The following is a 16,898-nucleotide window of genomic DNA, read 5'->3' as shown; positions in this document are numbered from 1 at the left end:
CGCCGCCCTGCGCTCTGCGCTGCGCGAAGACCCGGATTGCATTCTGGTGGGCGAAATGCGCGACCTGGAAACCATCCGCCTGGCCATGACGGCGGCGGAAACCGGCCACCTGGTATTTGGCACACTCCATACCTCCAGCGCGGCCAAAACCATTGACCGGATCATTGACGTGTTTCCGGCGGAAGAAAAAGAGATGGTCCGCGCCATGTTGTCAGAGTCCTTGCAGGCCGTGATCTCTCAGACCCTGTGCAAAACCAAAGACGGCCAGGGCCGCGTGGCAGCGCACGAAATCATGCTGGGCACCAGCGCCATCCGCAATCTGATCCGCGAGGCCAAGGTGGCCCAGATGTACTCCAGCATCCAGACCGGCAACAGCCTGGGCATGCAAACGCTGGACCAGAACCTGAGCGACCTGGTCAAGCGCAACATCATCAGCCCGGCGGAAGCCCGCTCCAAGGCCAAGATTCCCGAGAACTTCCCCGGCTGACCCCAGCCGACCTACTGGAGCGCGCAATGAAAGGAATCCTCGGACTCCTCCGGCACAAGAGCCAACCCGGGCCGGGTGAAGAGCAACTTGACTCCACGCTGTTCACCACGGCATTTGCAGACCATGGCCTGGACACCAGCCTGCTCGTGCCGTGGGAGGCTCGCGCCGTTGAGGTGGGCGCTTCCCGGCTGAACCCCGGCCGCGGCACCAAGCTGCTGCAGGGCCTGTGGGCCAAAGACAAATACATGCGCCAGCTCAATGACGAGGCCATCGGGCGCATGGAACATTTTCTGGATTTCGCCACGGTGCAAGCCAACCGCGACATCATCCGCCAGGACGAGTACGGCAACTTCATGGTGGTGCTGCTGAGCGGCAGCATTGCGATCGATCGCGTGCAGCCCTGGGGCGAACGCCTGCGCCTCGCGGAGGCCGCCCCCGGTGAAATTCTGGGCGAAATGTCACTGCTGGACAGCGGCATGCGGTTCTCCAGCTGCACGACGCTGAACGATTGCGAAATCGCCATTCTCAGTGCAGAGGCAATGGACGAGATGCTGAGCACCGATCCGGCGCTGGCCGCCAGTCTCATTGCCCTGCTGGCCCGAAAACTGTCGCTGCGGCTGCGCGTCGTCAGCGCGCGGTTGAGCGACAAGAAATAATTCCTCGGAGCACCACACGTCATGGAACGCGATCAAGCCACCAAATTCGTCAACGATCTTCTCAAACTGATGATCAGTCGCAACGGCAGCGATTTGTTCATCACGGCGGATTTCCCGCCAGCCGTCAAGGTCGATGGCAAGATCACCAAGGTCTCGCCCCAGCCCCTCAACGCGAGCCACACGCTGGCGTTGGCACGCTCGGTCATGAACGACAAGCAGGTGGCCGAGTTTGAGCGCACGAAAGAATGCAACTTTGCCATCTCGCCGCCGGGCGTGGGACGGTTTCGCGTCAACGCCTTTCTGCAACAGGGCAAGGTCGGCATGGTTTTGCGGGTGATTCCACTGACCTTGCCCACGATTGATGGCCTGGGCGTGCCGCAGGTACTCAAGGACGTGGTGACGGCGAAACGCGGCTTGTGCATTCTGGTGGGCGCCACCGGCTCAGGCAAATCGACCACACTCGCGGCGATGGTCGACTGGCGCAATGACAATTCGTTCGGGCACATCATCACGATCGAAGATCCGATTGAGTTTGTGCACGCGCATAAAAACTGCGTGGTGACACAGCGTGAGGTCGGGATAGACACTGACAGCTGGGAGGCTGCCCTGAAAAACACCCTGCGTCAGGCCCCTGATGTCATCTTGATGGGCGAAATTCGCGACCGCGAGACCATGGAGCATGCGGTGGCGTTCGCAGAAACCGGCCATTTGTGCCTGGCCACCCTGCACGCCAACAGCGCCAACCAGGCACTGGACCGCATTATCAACTTCTTTCCCGAAGAGCGGCGCACGCAGCTCCTCATGGATCTGTCGCTCAATCTCAAGGCCCTGGTATCACAGCGGCTGATCCCCAAACAGGACGGCAAGGGCCGGGCTGCCGTCGTTGAAATCATGCTCAACACCCCCCTGATCTCCGACCTGATCTTCAAGGGCGAAGTCTCCGAGATCAAGGAGATCATGAAGAAAAGCCGCAACCTGGGCATGCAGACTTTTGACCAGGCCCTGTTCGATGCATACGAGTCCAACCTGATAACCTACGAAGACGCCCTGCGCAACGCTGATTCCCTCAATGACCTGCGTTTGCAGATCAAACTCAACAGCCAGCGCGGCAGGACACAAGACCTGAGTGCCGGTACCGAAAACTTCGCCATCGTATAAAACCCATGAGCAACATCGCCATCAAAACCTACGAACCCACCCCTGCGCTTCACGTCGCCTTTCTGGGCCTGGGCGTCATGGGCTATCCCATGGCCGGGCATCTGGCACGCGCCGGACACCAGGTCACGGTGTACAACCGGACTGCTGCCAAATCAATAGCATGGTGTGCAGAATTTGTGGAGGCTAGCGCCTCAACACATGCACTCACCCCGCGACTGGCGGCGGATCAGGCTGACATCGTTTTTTGCTGTGTCGGCAACGACGACGACTTGCGCAGCGTCACGCTGGGCGCCGATGGCGCCTTTGCCGGCATGAAGCCTGGCGCCGTGTTTGTGGATCACACCACGGCATCGGCCAGCGTGGCGCGCGAGCTATATGGCGCGGCCCGCAATCTCGGCCTGCAATTTGTCGACGCCCCGGTATCGGGTGGCCAGGCCGGTGCACAAAACGGCCTGTTGACCGTGATGTGTGGCGGTGACCAGGCGGCGTTTGACGTGGCACAGCCGGTCGCCATGGCTTTTTCCAGGGCTTTCACACGCCTGGGCGAGAGTGGTGCCGGTCAGTTGGCCAAGATGGTGAACCAGATCTGCATTGCCGGACTGGTGCAGGGCCTGAGCGAAGCCATTGCCTTTGGCCAGCAAGCCGGACTGGACATGAACCAGGTTCTGGACGTGATTGGCAAGGGCGCGGCGCAAAGCTGGCAGCTCGACAACCGCGGCAAAACCATGGTGGCGGACAAATTCGACTTTGGCTTTGCCGTGGACTGGATGCGCAAGGACCTGGGTCTGGTGCTGGATGAAGCCAAGCGCAACGGTGCGCGCCTGCCCGTGACGGCCCTGGTGGACCAGTTCTATGCCGATGTACAGCACATGGGCGGCAACCGCTGGGACACATCCAGTCTGATCAAGCGATTGCGGTAGAAGCCCCCACGCTTGTCACTGCGTGTACTGCGCTGCCCCCCGAGGGGGCCGTGCCTTGCTTGGGGCGGCCCGGCGCAGCGGCAACTCCCCCACACCGGTCGATGCGTGTACTTTGCCCCCTTGGGCTATTTCTTGACTTCGCTGGTGGCTGGCTTGGGCAGCATGCCCTGCAGTTCGTCTTCGCTGATGATCTCCAGCACACGAACCACTTTCTGGACACCCGGGGTGCCGCGGGCAATGTCAGTGGCGCGGTCGGCCTCGCGCTGGGTCACTCGCCCCATCAAGTAGGTGGTGCCGCGCTCGGTCACCACTTTGAAGGCATTCGCAAACAAATCCTTGGCGTCCACCATGCCGGCCTTGACCCGGCCCGTCACCAGCGCATCCGAAGAGCGCTGGGTCAGGGTGGCGTTGCCCAGAATGGCAAGCTCATTGACGATCGAACGTACATTCTCAACCCTGGACACCACTTGCTCCACCAGTTGCTTGTCCTGTGCGCTGGGCACCTCACCTGTCAACAACACCTGGCGGTTGTAACTGGTGACATTGACGCGAACACGGTCGCCCAGATTCTCGCGAATGTGACTGCCAGCGCGCAACTCAATGCCCTCGTCATCAATCTGTGTGCCCGAGGTTCGGCGATCCGTTGCCATCAGTGAGCCCACCACGGCGCCGCCGATCATGATGGGGGCACAAGCGCTGAGGCCAGCCCCCACGGAGGCGGTCAGTGCCAGTATCGTTACGAGTCTGTGAGTTGCATATTTCATGTTGAGGTTTCCTGGTCTCCGAGTAACTGGGCATCCACGGCGTCACAGATACAGTGCAGGGTCAGCAGATGAACCTCCTGAATGCGCGCCGTGCGTTCATGGGGCACACAAATGTGCACATCGGTATCGCGCAGGGCATGGGTCATCTTGCCGCCACCGCGCCCGGTCAGGCCAACCACCACCATTTCGCGCTCATGCGCGGCCTCAATGGCGGCCAGCACGTTGGCTGAATTGCCACTGGTGGAAATAGCCAGCAGCACGTCGCCCGGCTGACCCAGCGCCCGCACCTGCCGTGAAAAGATGACGCTGAAGTCATAGTCATTGGCGATGGCCGTGATGATGGAGCTGTCGGTGGTGAGCGCAATGGCCGCCAGCTCCGGGCGTTCACGCTCATAACGCCCCACAAACTCGGCAGCGAAATGCTGTGCATCAGCGGCGGAGCCACCGTTACCACAGGCCAGCACTTTGCCGCCGCTGGTCACACAGGTCAACATGGCCTGCACCGCAGCGGCAATGGGTTTGCTCAGGACTTGCGCTGCCTGGTACTTCAGGTCGGCGCTGTCAATGAAGTGTTGTTCAATACGTTGCTCAAGCATGGGCCAATGATACCCGCGTCAGTACGCATCGAAGGCCGCCTGTAACCATTGGATACCGCCCTGCTCCAGTACCACCACATCGAAACGGCAGGGCGGTGGCTGGCGCAGGCGCATCAGGTAATGCCGTGCCGCAAAAACAATGCGCCGCTGTTTGGCACCACTGACGCTGGCTGCCGCCCCGCCGTGGCTGCTACTGCGGCGCTGGCGTACCTCCACAAACACCAGGGTGCCGTCCGGCGCGCGCATGATCAGGTCGATTTCTCCGCCCCCGCGCCCCGGCGTTCGATAATTGCGTTCCAGAAGGCGTAAATTGGCCTTCTCCAGGAACTGCAACGCGGCATCTTCGGCCGCATCGCCCACCTGCTTGGTCGTAGCGACCGTGGCCTTGATTTGAGGAAATACCATTGACTTCTACTTATGCCTCTGCCTATGCAGCCGCCTTGAGTGCCGCGCACGATGCGGCGGCTGGTCAGAATTATCCGCCCGGTGCACTGTACGTGGTGGCGACGCCGATCGGCAACCTGGCCGATATCACGCTGCGGGCGCTGCATGTGCTGCAACTCGCCGACGTCGTGGCCTGCGAGGACACGCGTCACACTCAGACCTTGCTGCGGGCCTATGGCATCGACAAGTCCACTGCGCAATTGCTCGCCGTGCACCAGCACAACGAGGCGCAGGCAGCCCAAGTGGTGATTGATCGCCTGCACCAGGGCCAACGGGTCGCCTACGCCAGCGACGCGGGTACCCCGGCCATCAGCGACCCCGGCGCGCGACTGGTGGCCGCCGTGCGCCTGGCATCCTTGCCGGTGGTGCCGCTGCCCGGGGCCAGCAGCGTGACGACCGCCTTGAGCGTGGCAGGCATTGCCGACGAGGGCGCGCACCACGGCGAGTTTGTTTTCGTCGGGTTCTTGTCTTCCAAATCGGCCGAACGCGCCACGGCCATCACGGCACTGGGCGTCGAAGCGCGCGCGGTGGTGATGCTGGAAGCACCCCACCGCATCGGGGCACTGGCGACGGCACTGGCTACTTTGGGAGAAAGACGCCTCACCGTCGGGCGCGAATTGACCAAGCAGTTCGAAGAGATCGCCACGTTCCCAGCCAGCACGTTCCCCGACTGGCTGCACCGCGATCCGAACCGTTCCCGCGGGGAATTCGTGCTGGTACTACATCCGGCTATGGTGGCGGCCGAATCCGGTAGTGAACAGCGCATTCTCAAAATGCTGCTGGCCGAGCTGCCCTTGAAGACCGCTGTCAAGCTGACAGCAGACATCACCGGCGCCTCCCGCAACGTTTTGTACGAAGCAGCCCTGGCGTTGAAAAAAGAAGGGGCTTAAGACTTCAGCGAGGCGACTCGGCGTGGGCATGGCGCCGCTCGCCATTGAGGTTTTGCAGCAGCTGCGGACTGATCTGCCCGGCCGAAAGCAGGACCCCACCGCGCGAGCTGGTAAAGCCCTGCGCCGCCGCCACACTGGCGAAAGCCGGAAAGTTGCCGGCGCGCATGGGGCCTACCGCGTTGGAGCCGCTGACATAGACCGCGTCCGGCGCACTGATCCACGCGCCGTTGCTGGTGTCGGTGACGAAACTTGCCGCAATGTCACTGGCCCGGCGGCCAGCGGTATACCGGCCAACGTCTTGCAGGTAAGTAAAAAGCGAGAGCGGTGAATCGAAAAACTGCGTGTCGCCATTGTCGAAAATCACCTGCGCCGCCCACTCGGGCGAGCGCGCCGGGTACATGCCGCACACGGGACAGCGCGCATCGGCGGGTACAGGTCGGGGCGCATGCAGGCCCAGTCCCGACTTGGGATCATGGGGCACGGGCGGCGCCACCACGCAGACTTCATCCGTTGCCACCAGCGCGGCGTCATCCGACGACTGGGAACGCCAGGGCGCCAGCAACAGGCCGCCCAACAGCACCAAACCGGCGAGGCCGACGAAGTACAGCGGTCTGAGTGCGGGCCTGCGCAGCATCATGGCTACATCTTGCTGTCATGCAGCGCACCGCCGCTTAGATCGACCATCCCGGGTTTGACCTCGTCATAGCGCAACAGTCTGCCGCCCCATTGTTCGATGAATTTCCTGGCATCAGCCTCCTGCGCGAAGCTGCCGATGGTCGGCCCCATTGAGCCATGGCGCTTGCTGCCCAGCACATAGAAGCCGCCTTTGGCGTCGATCCAGTTGCCGCGCGGCTGGTCCCAGTTGGCTTTGCCCATGTCCTGCACATACACCGCCGCCACTTTACGTACCTGCTCGGGCCGCAGCAGTGTGTTGAACAGCTCCACGGTATCGCAAAAGAAGACCGGCGCTTCCTGGCCGGCGTAGCGGATCTGCGCCTTGGGACCGGGGTAGTCGGCCAGCAGCATGCCATCCAGCTCGCACGAGGTGGCAGCGTCGATCTCCACCGGCCCCAGCGCCCCCGCGTCGCCTGAGCGCTCGCCGCACCCGGCAAGTGCACTCAGGGCGGTCAGCGCAACCAGACCGAGCAGTTGGCGGCGTACGCCGCAGGTATCACCGACGCCAGTACGGCGGCATGAACATGTGTACTTCATGGTCTGAATCTCCAGTTTGCCAGGGCCAGCGGCACAACAATCCACGCCACCATGACCGAGCCCATCAGCCAGGGCCTGGCCAGGGCGGGTGGCACGATGCTGGCCAGGCCATACAGGGTGCGAACGTCTTCGAGCGAAAACACATTGAGGATGCGAAACACATCCGCCGGATTCAACAGCAACAGATAGGCGAAAGCGTCACCACCGTAGGCGCCGCCTGTGGCCACCAGTCCGCCCAACAGCAGCAGGTCAAACACCAGCACAAAGAAGAACCACATCGCAATCGCCAGGCCGGAAGCGCGCGTGCGCTCTCGCGCGATCACCGACATCAATACCGCCAGACTCAGAAACGCCAGACCCAGCAGCACCGAACTGACCATGAAGCCCACGTAGTGGTACAGCCCCGCCCAGCCATACTGTTTGAACAACAGCAGCGCCACCAGACCAAAGCCTGCCAATGTGGAGAGCGTCAGGGCCGCTGCCAGACCCAGGTATTTGCCGAGCAGCACTTCGAGGCGCGTGACAGGCAGAGCCAGCAGCAGGTCCAGCGAGCCACGCTCGCGCTCGCCCACCACGGCGTCAAAGCCCAGCAGCAAAGCGATCAGCGGGATCAGATAGATCACCAGGCTGACCAGGCTGGCGATGGTGAACTCGATTGACCGCAGGCCCACCTGACCTTGCGCGGCGCCGCCAAAGTAAGCAATCACCAAAGAAAATACCGTGAACACCAGGGCCACCGCCAGCACCCAGCGGTTGCGCAAACGGTCGCGAAACTCTTTCGCGGCCAGGGTCAGGATTTGGGTCCATTCCATTTTTTCACCTCAATCCGAAAATCCAAAAAACACGTCTTCCAGCGAGGGCTCACGGATGTTCAAGTCCAGCACCCTGGCACCCAGACCGGCGAGCGCCCCCAGCACCGCCATCTTGGACGCACGTGGGCAACTGACCCGCAGCCCTTCATCGGTGAGCACGCTGCTCACGCCAATGAGCTGACTCAGCGCATGCTGGGCTGGCGCCACATCGCCCGGCTCCAGACGCAGCTCCAGGCCCAGCGGCATGTGCATCTGGTCGCGCAAGTCCTGAACGCTGCCCAGCGCCTGTATCTTGCCGGCGGCCATGATGGCGAGGCGGTCCACCCGCTCCTGCAACTCGGCCAGGATGTGCGAGGTGATGATGATGGTCACGCCCGTATCGCGCAATCCGCGCAGCGTGGCGTAGAAGTCGCGTATGGCCTGTGGGTCCAGCCCATTGGAGGGCTCGTCCAGGAACAGCACCCGTGGCGCGCCCAATAGGGCTTGAGCGAAACCCAGTCGCTGGCGCATGCCCTTGGAATACTCCCGCAGCGGCCGTTTTGCCGCATGCGACAAGCCGACGCGCGCCAGCGTCGGCTCGCATTGTGAACTGGGCGCGCCCTTGAGCCGGGCAAAGAAACGCAGGGTCTCCAGACCGCTCAGGTTGTCATACAAAACCACGTTCTCTGGCAGGTAGCCGATGTGACGGCGGGCCTTTCGGAAGTCGCGTCCGCGTACCGAAGCGCCATCCACCAGGATCTCGCCCGCGCTCGGCTCGATCAGCCCCAGCATCATTTTGAAGAGCGTGCTCTTGCCCGCGCCGTTGTGACCGATCAGGCCAAAGATCTCGCCATGTTGCACCGTCAAATCCACGCCGTCCACCGCATGCAGGGCGCCGTAGTGTTTGGCCACGCCACGCGCCTGAATCGCAGGGCCATCGGTGACGGGGGATTTACTGACCGGGATAGTGCTTGTCACGCCACTCACTCCATTGTTTGTTGTTCGGTTGCATGCGAGGTTTCGGGTCCACCACGCTGGGGACGCGCAGCACCGGGAATTGTTGAGCCACCAGACGCAAAGCCTGCACCGCCGGGCTGGCCAGCAGCAGTTTGATGCTCGGGTAGCGCCAGGTGAGACGGTCCACCATGTCATTGGCCTCGTAGCGCACATCGCCGATGCCGTTGCCGTCGCGATCCCAACCCAGGTAGTTGCTCCAGTGGTTGCCGCTTTGGGCGCCCCAAACTTCGTCGCGAGCGCCCACATAGCGCACCTGCTCGCGGTTGGCGATGAAGTCATTGCCCTCCACCACGTTGCGCGTAGAGCCCGCCGCGAGGTGAACGCCCACATGGTTATCCACCACCAGGTTGTTCTTGATCGTCACGTATTCGACATCGTAGATGAAAAAGCCGCGGTTGTTGCCGGCGATGACATTGTTCTCCACCACCGAGTCCTGCATGGTGCGCAGCATGATGCCGTGGTCGGAGTTGCCCCAGGCGCGGTTGTTGCGCACCACCTGATCGCGCACCTCCATGAGCGCCAGGCCGCCGCGGTTGTAGTAGCTCTCGTTGTCCTCCCACAGGTTGTAGTAGGAGTTCATGTAGTGAGTGCCGTAGCGGCTGTGATGCAGTTTGTTGCCTTTGAAGATAGCGTGGTGAGACACGTCCACATAAAGGGCATCGCGCACGAAACCGATGTTGTTACCGATGATGCGCGCGCCCGTGGTGTTGTAGAGTTGCACGCCGTTGCCGCGCTGCGAGGAGTTGTAATCGCGCTTGCCGGTGATGAGGTTGGCCTCGATCACCACGTCGTTGGCTTTTTCTATCCACAGCCCGAACAGGTTGTAGGTCAGGTCACAGTGGCGCACCACGGCGCGGTGCGCACCAGGGTAAATATAGATTCCGGCATTCTGGTCCGTGAGGCTGTCGCCCGAGTCACTCACTATCAAGCCTTCAATTGTCACGTCGGTCGCCGTCACCCGCAGCGTGTCGCCTTGCTGCCCGCCGCTTAGCGTGGGGCGCCCGATGCCGCGCAGCGTGAGCGGCTTGTTGACGAGGAAGTTGCCTTTGTAAAGGCCGCGCTCGATTTCCAGTACGTCGCCAGGCTTGGCGGCCATGATGGCCTGTTGCAGCGACGCGCCGGGTTTGACTCGCAATGTAGCCGCTTGCACGCTGGACAGCAAGACTGCCAGCAGCAGAAAGAGGGGTTTCCGCATCAGGAGGTCAGACTGCCAACAACCCCAGCGCCTTGAGGCTGAGGAACAGCGCCGCGCCTATGAGCAGGTTCTTGAAGCCGACATAGCTGAGCATGTCCATCACGCTCGCATAACGGTAATTGGACTGCCACCAGGGACCGTCCTTGACATAGCGGCGACCCGACAGGCGTATCAATATTTCGTACACGCTCCAGCCGACCCACCAGCCGATGATGGCGCCCGACGAGAGGCGGCCGGTCGCCGCCAGCACCCAGGCCAGACTGGCTGCCAGCGCCAGCGCGAAGCCGGCGATCTGCAGCGCCCGCTGTGAGGCCCAGCCCTCGGCGCTCCAGGGCCACAGGTGATCGCGCAACTCCAGCCACAGCCACTTCAGCCCCGATTCGTAGGCCTTGTGCACCGGTGCCACCGGGTCGGTGGGCATGCGCGGATCCGGCCCTTTGGCTGCCTTTGCCCTAATCTGCGCGGCCGCGCCATCGGTGACCGGGTGGATCGGAATGAAGTAGCCGTCGCGACCAACAGGGGTGATCTCGAGTCCGTCGCGCTCGCGCCGCTTGCGCTCCTTGGCCAGCGGCGGGCAAGCCTTGACGTCGGTGTACAGCACCAGACAATCGAGGCAGTGCAGGCATTCCCGGTGGTCGATACGACCGGCGGCGTCAATCGCCAGCGAGCCGCAGCCTACGGCGCAGGCCTTGCAACTGTTGCAGTCCTGCTTGCGCGGCAGGCCAAACCAGCGAAACGTGCTGGGCATGGCCAGGGCTGCGCCCAGCGGGCAGACGTATTTGCAGTACGGCCGCTCAATGAAGATCGACAAACCCAGAATCGCACAAACAAACAGACCATAAGGCCAGGCGCGGTTGCCGACGCCCACCAGAAAGGTGGTCTTGAAAGGCTCCACCTCCGCCAGTTTTTCCGCCAGGCCCAGGGAGAACACAGACACCGTCAGCAGACCGAAGAACACGGCGTACTTCACCCACTTGAGCCGGTCATGCCAGACCTGCGGCAAATGGCCCTGAAAACGCTTCAAACCGATCCAGCCGCCAAGCTTGAACATGGCCTCGGACAAGGATCCGAATGGACACATCCAGCCGCAGAACAGGCCGCGCCCGAACAAAAACACGGTGAGGATGATGAAAATCCAGAACAGGAAAATAAAGGGATCGGAGAGGAACAGTGACCACGTCCACTGAAACAGCAGCGTATGAAGCCAGGTCAACACCTGGGTAATGGAGGGTTGGGCCATTGCGCCAAAGCCGACGAAACCAATGCTCAAGGCCCACGCGCCGTACTTGAAGGCATTCACCGGCCACTTGTTCTTGTACGTCGAACGGCGCGTGAGCTTTTCCCGGAACGCATACACCACAGTCACCACGATCAGCAGCACGGCGAACAGGACAATTTCTACGGCGCGTGTTTTCCACACCTGCACCCACGGCGCCGCGGCTTCCTCAATCTCGGGCCTGCCGCCCTGCAACAGCTCGGCGGGCAGCCAGTAACTGGTGCCGAAGTTCGCGAAGGTTCGCGCACCGGTGGCGGCGTCCAAGCGGCTGCCGAGGAACGACAGCTTCCATGGATAGGCCGCCGAGAACCCCTTGGAGCGGATCACGAAGATGGCCGACTCGGTGTAACTTGGCGCGCCGGCAGCCTCCAGGCCATAGAGGTTCAGATAGTCCAAGTCACGGAAGGTGAAGGCATCGGCGCCCTGCTTGACTTGTACGCGGTCGTAGATGCCGCCGCGCACAAAGCCCGAGCCCTTGAAGGATTCGTTACCCGCCGTGCGGATGATGAATAAGGCGTGCTCGCCATCTTTGAGTTGCAAGCGCAAATTGTTCCAGCTATTCTGACCCAGCAGGCTGACGCCGATGTCAGGGTGATTGAGATCGCCAAACCACAGCTCGATGAAGGGCTCGGTGCCGCGATCCATACCCACTTGTTCGGGCTTGACCAGCAGCCGCTGCACGCTGCCCTGCTTGACCAGTTGCGCCCAACTGAGACGCTGACCACTCACCACATAGCGCGCTGGCTTGCGCACTGTGGGCGCGAGGATGCCGACCTGGCGCGCCACGGCGGTGCCGGATGTCATCATGACCTGGTTTTGCGTGATCACGGTCACGGTGGCGCCCGAAATCGCGTCTACGCCCAGCACGCCTTCATCGGGGCGCGATTGGCCGACCTCAATCTTGTCAGCCACCGACTTGCCGATGTATTGCTTGTTGAAATTCAGCAGCGCGGATTCGGGGATGCCCAAAAGCAGGATGGGCTCGGAATGCTTGAGCACCTTGATGCCGACGAAGCGGCCTTTAATGTCCATCCCCATCAGCGTGACCACTGGCTTGCCCGAGTACGCGGGCGTATCGGTGATGTCGGTGGACAGCATCACATAGCCCAATAGTTTCTTTTTGCCGGCCTCGGGTTCGCCATAGGCTTCCACGTAGGGCGGCTGACCCATGCGCTCGGAAAAGCTCACAGCGCCGGGAAACACCTCGGCGCAAGGCACCAGGGCGCACATGTCCTTGGCGGTATTCAGTTCGGGCGGCAATGCCGCTTCATAGGAACCTGTGGCCGCGCGTGCGCCGCTCGCACCCAAGGCAAGCAGAAGAAAAAAGACAGTCAGGTAAGAATTCACCTTGACTGTCAACTGTCGGCATCGCGAATACATATCTCGTTCCTGCTGGGCTAGCGCCGCCCAATGGCGGCGCTAGCGTGGTGGCGGCGGGGCTCGAGTCCGCACGTCATCAAGATTTCAAATGCCTGATCAGGCTTCAACAATCATGCGCGTGCGCATTTCAAGGTGAAGCGCATGGCAGAAGTGGGTGCAGTAGCACCAGAACACGCCCGGCTTGTCGGCAACGAAGGTCACCGAGGCCGTTTCCTGCGGGTTGACGATGAAGTTGACGTTGTACTTCGGGATCGCAAAGCCGTGCGTCAGGTCTTCGACCTTGTCCAGATTGGTCAGGATCAAGGTGACCTCGTCACCCTTCTTGAGCTTGAACTCGCGCAGGCTGAAAGCGGGGGCTTGCGACGTCAATCTGACGGTGACCTTCTTGCCACTGCGGACCACGCCAGAATCCTTGGGGTCTTTCGTCGCAAGCGGGAACTCATCCAAAGTGTAGACCTGTTTCGGGCGCACCAGATCACGCTTGAAGATGATGAAGTCATGCGGCTCGCCGCGCACCGGGTGATCGGCCAGCAAAACCATCTTGTCGCCCGAGATGTCGACGAGCTGCTCATTTTCGGGATGCAGCGGGCCGACCGGCAGAAAGCGGTCTTTGGAGAACTTGCAGCCAACAGCCATGTACTTGCCATCGGCAGCGCGGGTCTCGGATTGCGAAGCGTTGACGTGGCCCGGCTGGTATTGCACATCCAGGCGGTCAACCACATATTTGGCGGTCTTGTCACCGGCGTGGAATTTGATGGCGGCTTCCACATTCCACTTCACCATCTGGCTGTCCAGGAACAAGGTGGTGTAGGCGTTGCCGCGGCCGTCAAACGCGGTGTGCAGGGGACCCAGGCCAATCTCGACTTCGGCCACCACGGCGGCGTCGAGTTTTTCCAGCTTGCCATCGAACCAGTCCAGCACCTTGGCCAGTTCGATCACCGTGACGGTGGGTGACAACTTGCCGGCGCAGATGAAGTATTTGGCGTCGGGGCTGGCATTGACGCCGTGCGGATTTTTGGGTACCGACACATAGGCGGTGAGCGCCGTCTTGGGGTCCTTGTTGGCCTCGTGGGTGCCGTCGACGACGGGCACTTTGGAGTCGCCATAGGTCTTGAACTTGCCGGCTTTGACCGCCGCCTCGACGCGGGCCACGTTGAAGAACAGGCAGGCGTCGCGCTCGGCGGACATCATGTCCTCGTACTTGACACCCATCTCGGTGTTGTACTGGTTGGTCGCGGCCAACTTGCCGTCATATGAAGTGGCAGTCAGGTCGCAGTTGCCATCAATCAGAACCTGCCAGCGCACTTCCATGCTCTCGGCATCCACGCAAGTGAACAGCGAGTGGTATTTCTCGGGTTTATCTGCATCGGCAGCGGTGTTGGGCAAGGGAATGGCGAACTCGGCACCGCAAAACACACGCGTGGTGTAGTTGATCGCTGGATCGACCGGGTCGGCCTTGTCCGGGAAGATGCCATGGAAGCCCTGGATGTTGGGAATCTCGGTGATCTTGTCGCAGGTGAAATAGTCCAGCCGGATGCGGGCGATGCGGCTGTTGATCTTGTCGTTGATCCAGGCGTAGCGGCCGTCGTAATTGCCGTCCTTGTAGGAGGCATGGGTGTGGTGACTGTCCGCCACCGTGTACTTCAGGCTGCCATCGGCTTTGGTGCCCATGATCTTCTTCGATTCATTGGTGACGCCCCAGCCCACCAGCGCATCCGGCACAAAACAGGGAATGCGATGGAGCTCGCGGCCTGAAGGCAGACCCAGCACACGCATATCGCCGGTGTGACCACCGCTCCACAGACCGTAATAGGTGTCCAGCTCACCCGGCTTCAGGTGGGTCGCATTGGCGCTGGCGTGCCCCGCAGCTGCAGGCGCCGAGGCGGCGGGTGCGACTGCGCTGGTCGGCTTGTCGGTGCACGCCACCACGCCTCCCAGGCCGGCCAGGGCGGCGGTGTTGATGAACGTGCGGCGACCCATCGCCGAAGCGGTCTTGGGTTTCAGTTGCTGGTCTTGGCTCATGATGAGGTCCTTGTTAGTCAAATGGTTAGCTTTTGTTACAAAACAGGCGGGCCGTTGCGGTACTTTCCCACGGCGCAATGGTGAATGAAAGGAGTGCCAGTTAGTTTGACTTGGATCAAAAGGGCGCGATATAAGATGCAATCTTTATACATCTTATATGAGAAAATTCTTCTGTCGAATGTCGTCATCGACATTTATGTCTATTCAATTTCCATGAAAGATGCCATGAACAAATCCACATTGCTGTTGGCCACACTGAGCTTGGCCCTGCTGAGCGCTTGCGGGCAAAAAGACGCGGCCGCGCCGGCTGCTGCACCCGCACCGGTGGCCGCTCCGGCTCCCGCGCCCGCCCCTGTCGCCGAAAACACCGCTGGCAAGTCGGTGTTTGGCAAGGTCTGCGCCATGTGCCATGCGATTGGTGCGGCCGGGGCGCCCAAGCCGGGCGACAAGGCCGACTGGGGCCCGCGTATCGCCCAGGGCATGGATCTGCTGAATAAACACGCTATGGAGGGCTTCACCGGCGCCAAGGGCGTGATGCCCGCGCGCGGTGCCTCGACCACGCTGACCGACGACGAGGTCAAGGCCGCCGTGGCCTACATGGTGGATCAGTCCCGCTAACCTGACTTGCCGACAGATCATGCGTTCGCATCGTCCTGATCTCATGCAGCACCGCCGGCGTCGTCTGGTATTGGCCCTGCCGCTGATGGCGTGTGGCCTGGTCGTGGCGCCGGTGCAGGCCAAAGCCGGCGTTCATCAGTCCTCACAGGCATTGATGGGCACGCGCGTGGACCTGACGCTGCAGGACGATGACACCTCGGCCCTGCCTGCCGCAGCTAGAGCGGCGTTCGCGGAAATGACGCGGCTGGCGGACATGATGAGCCGCTATCGCAGCACCAGCGTGCTCAGCGCCATCAATCTGATGGCTGGGTTGCGGCCCGTGCCGGTGCCCCCGGAATTGATGCGGGTACTGCTGATGGCGCGCCAGGCGGCGCAGGCCAGTGGTGGTCAATTCGACACCACGGTCGGATCATTGCGGGACTGGAATTTCGACTCCAGCCATCCGTCCATCCCCTCGGCGCGGCAGATCGCAGCGCAATTGAGTCTGGTCGATCAAGAAAAAGGGCTGGTGATCGATGAGCGCGCTGGCACCGCCTACCTTTTGAAAAGAGGTATGCGCCTGGATCTGGGCGGCATTGCCAAACTCCCCATTCTCCAGGCCGGCATGCGGCAATTGCAGCGCCATGGAATGGCCAACGCGATGATCAACGGCGGTGGCGACGTGATGGTAATGGGGCAGTTGAATGGCCGCGCGTGGCGGGTGGGTCTGCGCGATCCACGCCACCCCGAAAAGTTGCTGAGCGTGGTGTCCTTGAACCAGGGCTTTGTAGCGGCATCGGGTGATTACGAGCGCTTCGTGATGCAACAGGGCAAGCGCCTGCACCACATACTTGACCCCAGGACCGGCTACCCGACTCAGGGCCCGCATGGGGTGACGCTGATCAGCAACCAACTCGAAGTGATCAATGGGCTGGGCACCGCCATCATGGTGGCGGGCGCCGAGGCCGGACGGGCCCGGGTGGCGCGCACCCCCGGGCTGGATGCGCTGATCGTCGATGCCGACAACAGCCTCTGGCTCTCGCCCGGCATGGCATCGCGTTTGGGTCGCGGCTGAGTTACGCCCGCGAAACCGGGCGCCCTGACGATTTTTGCTACCAAATTAGCAGCATCTCACGTATCCACTTCAGCGGGCTTACACAGTCCCGGCACAATGTCGACTCCACCATCCCAATCATTTGAACTGGAGACGCCATGAGAACCGAAGACTTGATACTTGCGGCCCAAGTGCGCGAACTGGCGGCAGAACTTCGCCACCAACATGCCTACAGCACCAAGAAGGAAATGGACGCAAGGCTCTCACCTGAACAACGCGAATCGCTAGAGGATTTCATGGAGAAATACCGGGCAGCACATCCAGTGACGAAGTTCGTACCAGAAGCCATGCAAAAGCTGGAGAAGGTGTCAGAGGTCATTCAGATGTACATCAGGACACATCCGCAGAACTGATCCTCGTCCATGAACGAAGCTGTCGT

18 protein-coding genes are annotated in these 16,898 nt (G+C 61.6%); 8 read left to right on the top strand and 10 right to left on the bottom strand.

The features are described from left to right. The 4 genes from Q7T10_RS07235 to Q7T10_RS07220 form a co-directional block, all read left to right on the top strand. Positions 1 to 487, top strand: a 487-nt coding sequence (locus tag Q7T10_RS07235) for a type IV pilus twitching motility protein PilT (protein ID WP_304747188.1), incomplete at its 5' end; no start/stop codon positions are given. A 26-nt stretch (positions 488 to 513) separates the two neighbouring features. Further along, on the top strand, positions 514 to 1,143 hold the full coding sequence (locus Q7T10_RS07230) for a cyclic nucleotide-binding domain-containing protein (RefSeq protein ID WP_304747186.1): 630 nt from the start codon (positions 514 to 516) through the stop codon (positions 1,141 to 1,143). A gap of 21 nt (positions 1,144 to 1,164) precedes the next feature. After that, a complete protein-coding gene (locus Q7T10_RS07225; protein WP_304747185.1) occupies positions 1,165 to 2,301 on the top strand; it encodes a PilT/PilU family type 4a pilus ATPase in 1,137 nt (378 codons plus the stop codon). Positions 2,302 to 2,306: 5 nt separating this feature from the next. Beyond that, positions 2,307 to 3,221: an NAD(P)-dependent oxidoreductase gene (locus Q7T10_RS07220; protein WP_304747184.1), complete on the top strand. Its 915-nt coding sequence runs from the start codon at positions 2,307 to 2,309 to the stop codon at positions 3,219 to 3,221. 125 nt (positions 3,222 to 3,346) lie between these two features. On the opposite strand, the gene Q7T10_RS07215 is transcribed toward Q7T10_RS07220, so the two are convergent. Genes Q7T10_RS07215 through Q7T10_RS07205 form a run of 3 tightly spaced genes read right to left on the bottom strand, consistent with a single transcriptional unit; the run spans position 3,347 to position 4,986 of the window. Continuing rightward, positions 3,347 to 3,985, bottom strand: coding sequence for a BON domain-containing protein (locus Q7T10_RS07215; RefSeq protein ID WP_304747182.1), 639 nt, complete (start codon positions 3,983 to 3,985; stop codon positions 3,347 to 3,349). Further along, positions 3,982 to 4,581 carry a phosphoheptose isomerase gene (locus Q7T10_RS07210; RefSeq protein ID WP_304747181.1) on the bottom strand — a complete coding sequence of 200 codons (600 nt, stop codon included), beginning with the start codon at positions 4,579 to 4,581 and terminating at the stop codon, positions 3,982 to 3,984. Before Q7T10_RS07210 ends, Q7T10_RS07215 begins: the two co-directional genes overlap by 4 nt. A gap of 18 nt (positions 4,582 to 4,599) precedes the next feature. Continuing rightward, positions 4,600 to 4,986: a YraN family protein gene (locus Q7T10_RS07205; protein ID WP_304747179.1), complete on the bottom strand. Its 387-nt coding sequence runs from the start codon at positions 4,984 to 4,986 to the stop codon at positions 4,600 to 4,602. Here Q7T10_RS07205 and rsmI point away from each other — a divergent pair. After that, the gene (gene rsmI / locus Q7T10_RS07200) at positions 4,986 to 5,915 is read left to right on the top strand and encodes a 16S rRNA (cytidine(1402)-2'-O)-methyltransferase (RefSeq protein ID WP_304747178.1); all 930 of its coding nucleotides are present in this window, start codon (positions 4,986 to 4,988) and stop codon (positions 5,913 to 5,915) included. The genes Q7T10_RS07205 and rsmI overlap by 1 nt on opposite strands. Before the next feature lie 4 nt (positions 5,916 to 5,919). Here rsmI and Q7T10_RS07195 read toward each other — a convergent pair whose 3' ends face one another. The 7 genes from Q7T10_RS07195 to nosZ all read right to left on the bottom strand — a co-directional run bounded on the left by Q7T10_RS07195 (position 5,920) and on the right by nosZ (position 14,808). Next, on the bottom strand, positions 5,920 to 6,552 hold the full coding sequence (locus Q7T10_RS07195) for a nitrous oxide reductase accessory protein NosL (RefSeq protein ID WP_304747177.1): 633 nt from the start codon (positions 6,550 to 6,552) through the stop codon (positions 5,920 to 5,922). A gap of 2 nt (positions 6,553 to 6,554) precedes the next feature. Further along, the gene (locus Q7T10_RS07190; protein WP_304747175.1) at positions 6,555 to 7,127 is read right to left on the bottom strand and encodes a nitrous oxide reductase accessory protein NosL; all 573 of its coding nucleotides are present in this window, start codon (positions 7,125 to 7,127) and stop codon (positions 6,555 to 6,557) included. Beyond that, positions 7,124 to 7,939, bottom strand: coding sequence for an ABC transporter permease (locus tag Q7T10_RS07185; RefSeq protein WP_304747174.1), 816 nt, complete (start codon positions 7,937 to 7,939; stop codon positions 7,124 to 7,126). Before Q7T10_RS07185 ends, Q7T10_RS07190 begins: the two co-directional genes overlap by 4 nt. 9 nt (positions 7,940 to 7,948) lie before the next feature. After that, positions 7,949 to 8,896, bottom strand: coding sequence for an ABC transporter ATP-binding protein (locus Q7T10_RS07180; RefSeq protein WP_304747173.1), 948 nt, complete (start codon positions 8,894 to 8,896; stop codon positions 7,949 to 7,951). Continuing rightward, positions 8,871 to 10,130, bottom strand: a complete 1,260-nt coding sequence (locus tag Q7T10_RS07175; RefSeq protein ID WP_304747172.1) for a nitrous oxide reductase family maturation protein NosD — start codon at positions 10,128 to 10,130, stop codon at positions 8,871 to 8,873. The genes Q7T10_RS07180 and Q7T10_RS07175 overlap by 26 nt, the downstream gene beginning before the upstream one ends. A gap of 7 nt (positions 10,131 to 10,137) precedes the next feature. After that, positions 10,138 to 12,786: a 4Fe-4S binding protein gene (locus tag Q7T10_RS07170; RefSeq protein WP_304747171.1), complete on the bottom strand. Its 2,649-nt coding sequence runs from the start codon at positions 12,784 to 12,786 to the stop codon at positions 10,138 to 10,140. Between the two features lie 96 nt (positions 12,787 to 12,882). Then, a complete protein-coding gene (gene nosZ / locus Q7T10_RS07165; protein WP_304747170.1) occupies positions 12,883 to 14,808 on the bottom strand; it encodes a TAT-dependent nitrous-oxide reductase in 1,926 nt (641 codons plus the stop codon). A gap of 225 nt (positions 14,809 to 15,033) precedes the next feature. On the opposite strand from nosZ, the gene Q7T10_RS07160 reads away from it, so the two are divergent. The 3 genes from Q7T10_RS07160 (at position 15,034) to Q7T10_RS07150 (ending at position 16,872) form a co-directional block, all read left to right on the top strand. Next, complete coding sequence (locus tag Q7T10_RS07160) at positions 15,034 to 15,426, top strand: cytochrome c5 family protein (protein WP_304747169.1); 393 nt, start codon at positions 15,034 to 15,036, stop codon at positions 15,424 to 15,426. A gap of 19 nt (positions 15,427 to 15,445) precedes the next feature. After that, a complete protein-coding gene (locus Q7T10_RS07155; protein ID WP_304747168.1) occupies positions 15,446 to 16,480 on the top strand; it encodes an FAD:protein FMN transferase in 1,035 nt (344 codons plus the stop codon). Positions 16,481 to 16,617: 137 nt separating this feature from the next. Beyond that, the gene (locus Q7T10_RS07150; RefSeq protein WP_304747167.1) at positions 16,618 to 16,872 is read left to right on the top strand and encodes a hypothetical protein; all 255 of its coding nucleotides are present in this window, start codon (positions 16,618 to 16,620) and stop codon (positions 16,870 to 16,872) included. Positions 16,873 to 16,898 lie beyond the last annotated feature (26 nt).

The organism is Rhodoferax sp. (genome assembly GCF_030646845.1).
Classification (GTDB): domain Bacteria; phylum Pseudomonadota; class Gammaproteobacteria; order Burkholderiales; family Burkholderiaceae_C; genus Rhodoferax.
Note: the sequence above shows the minus strand (reverse complement) of the source record. Positions and strands in the feature narration are given on the sequence as shown.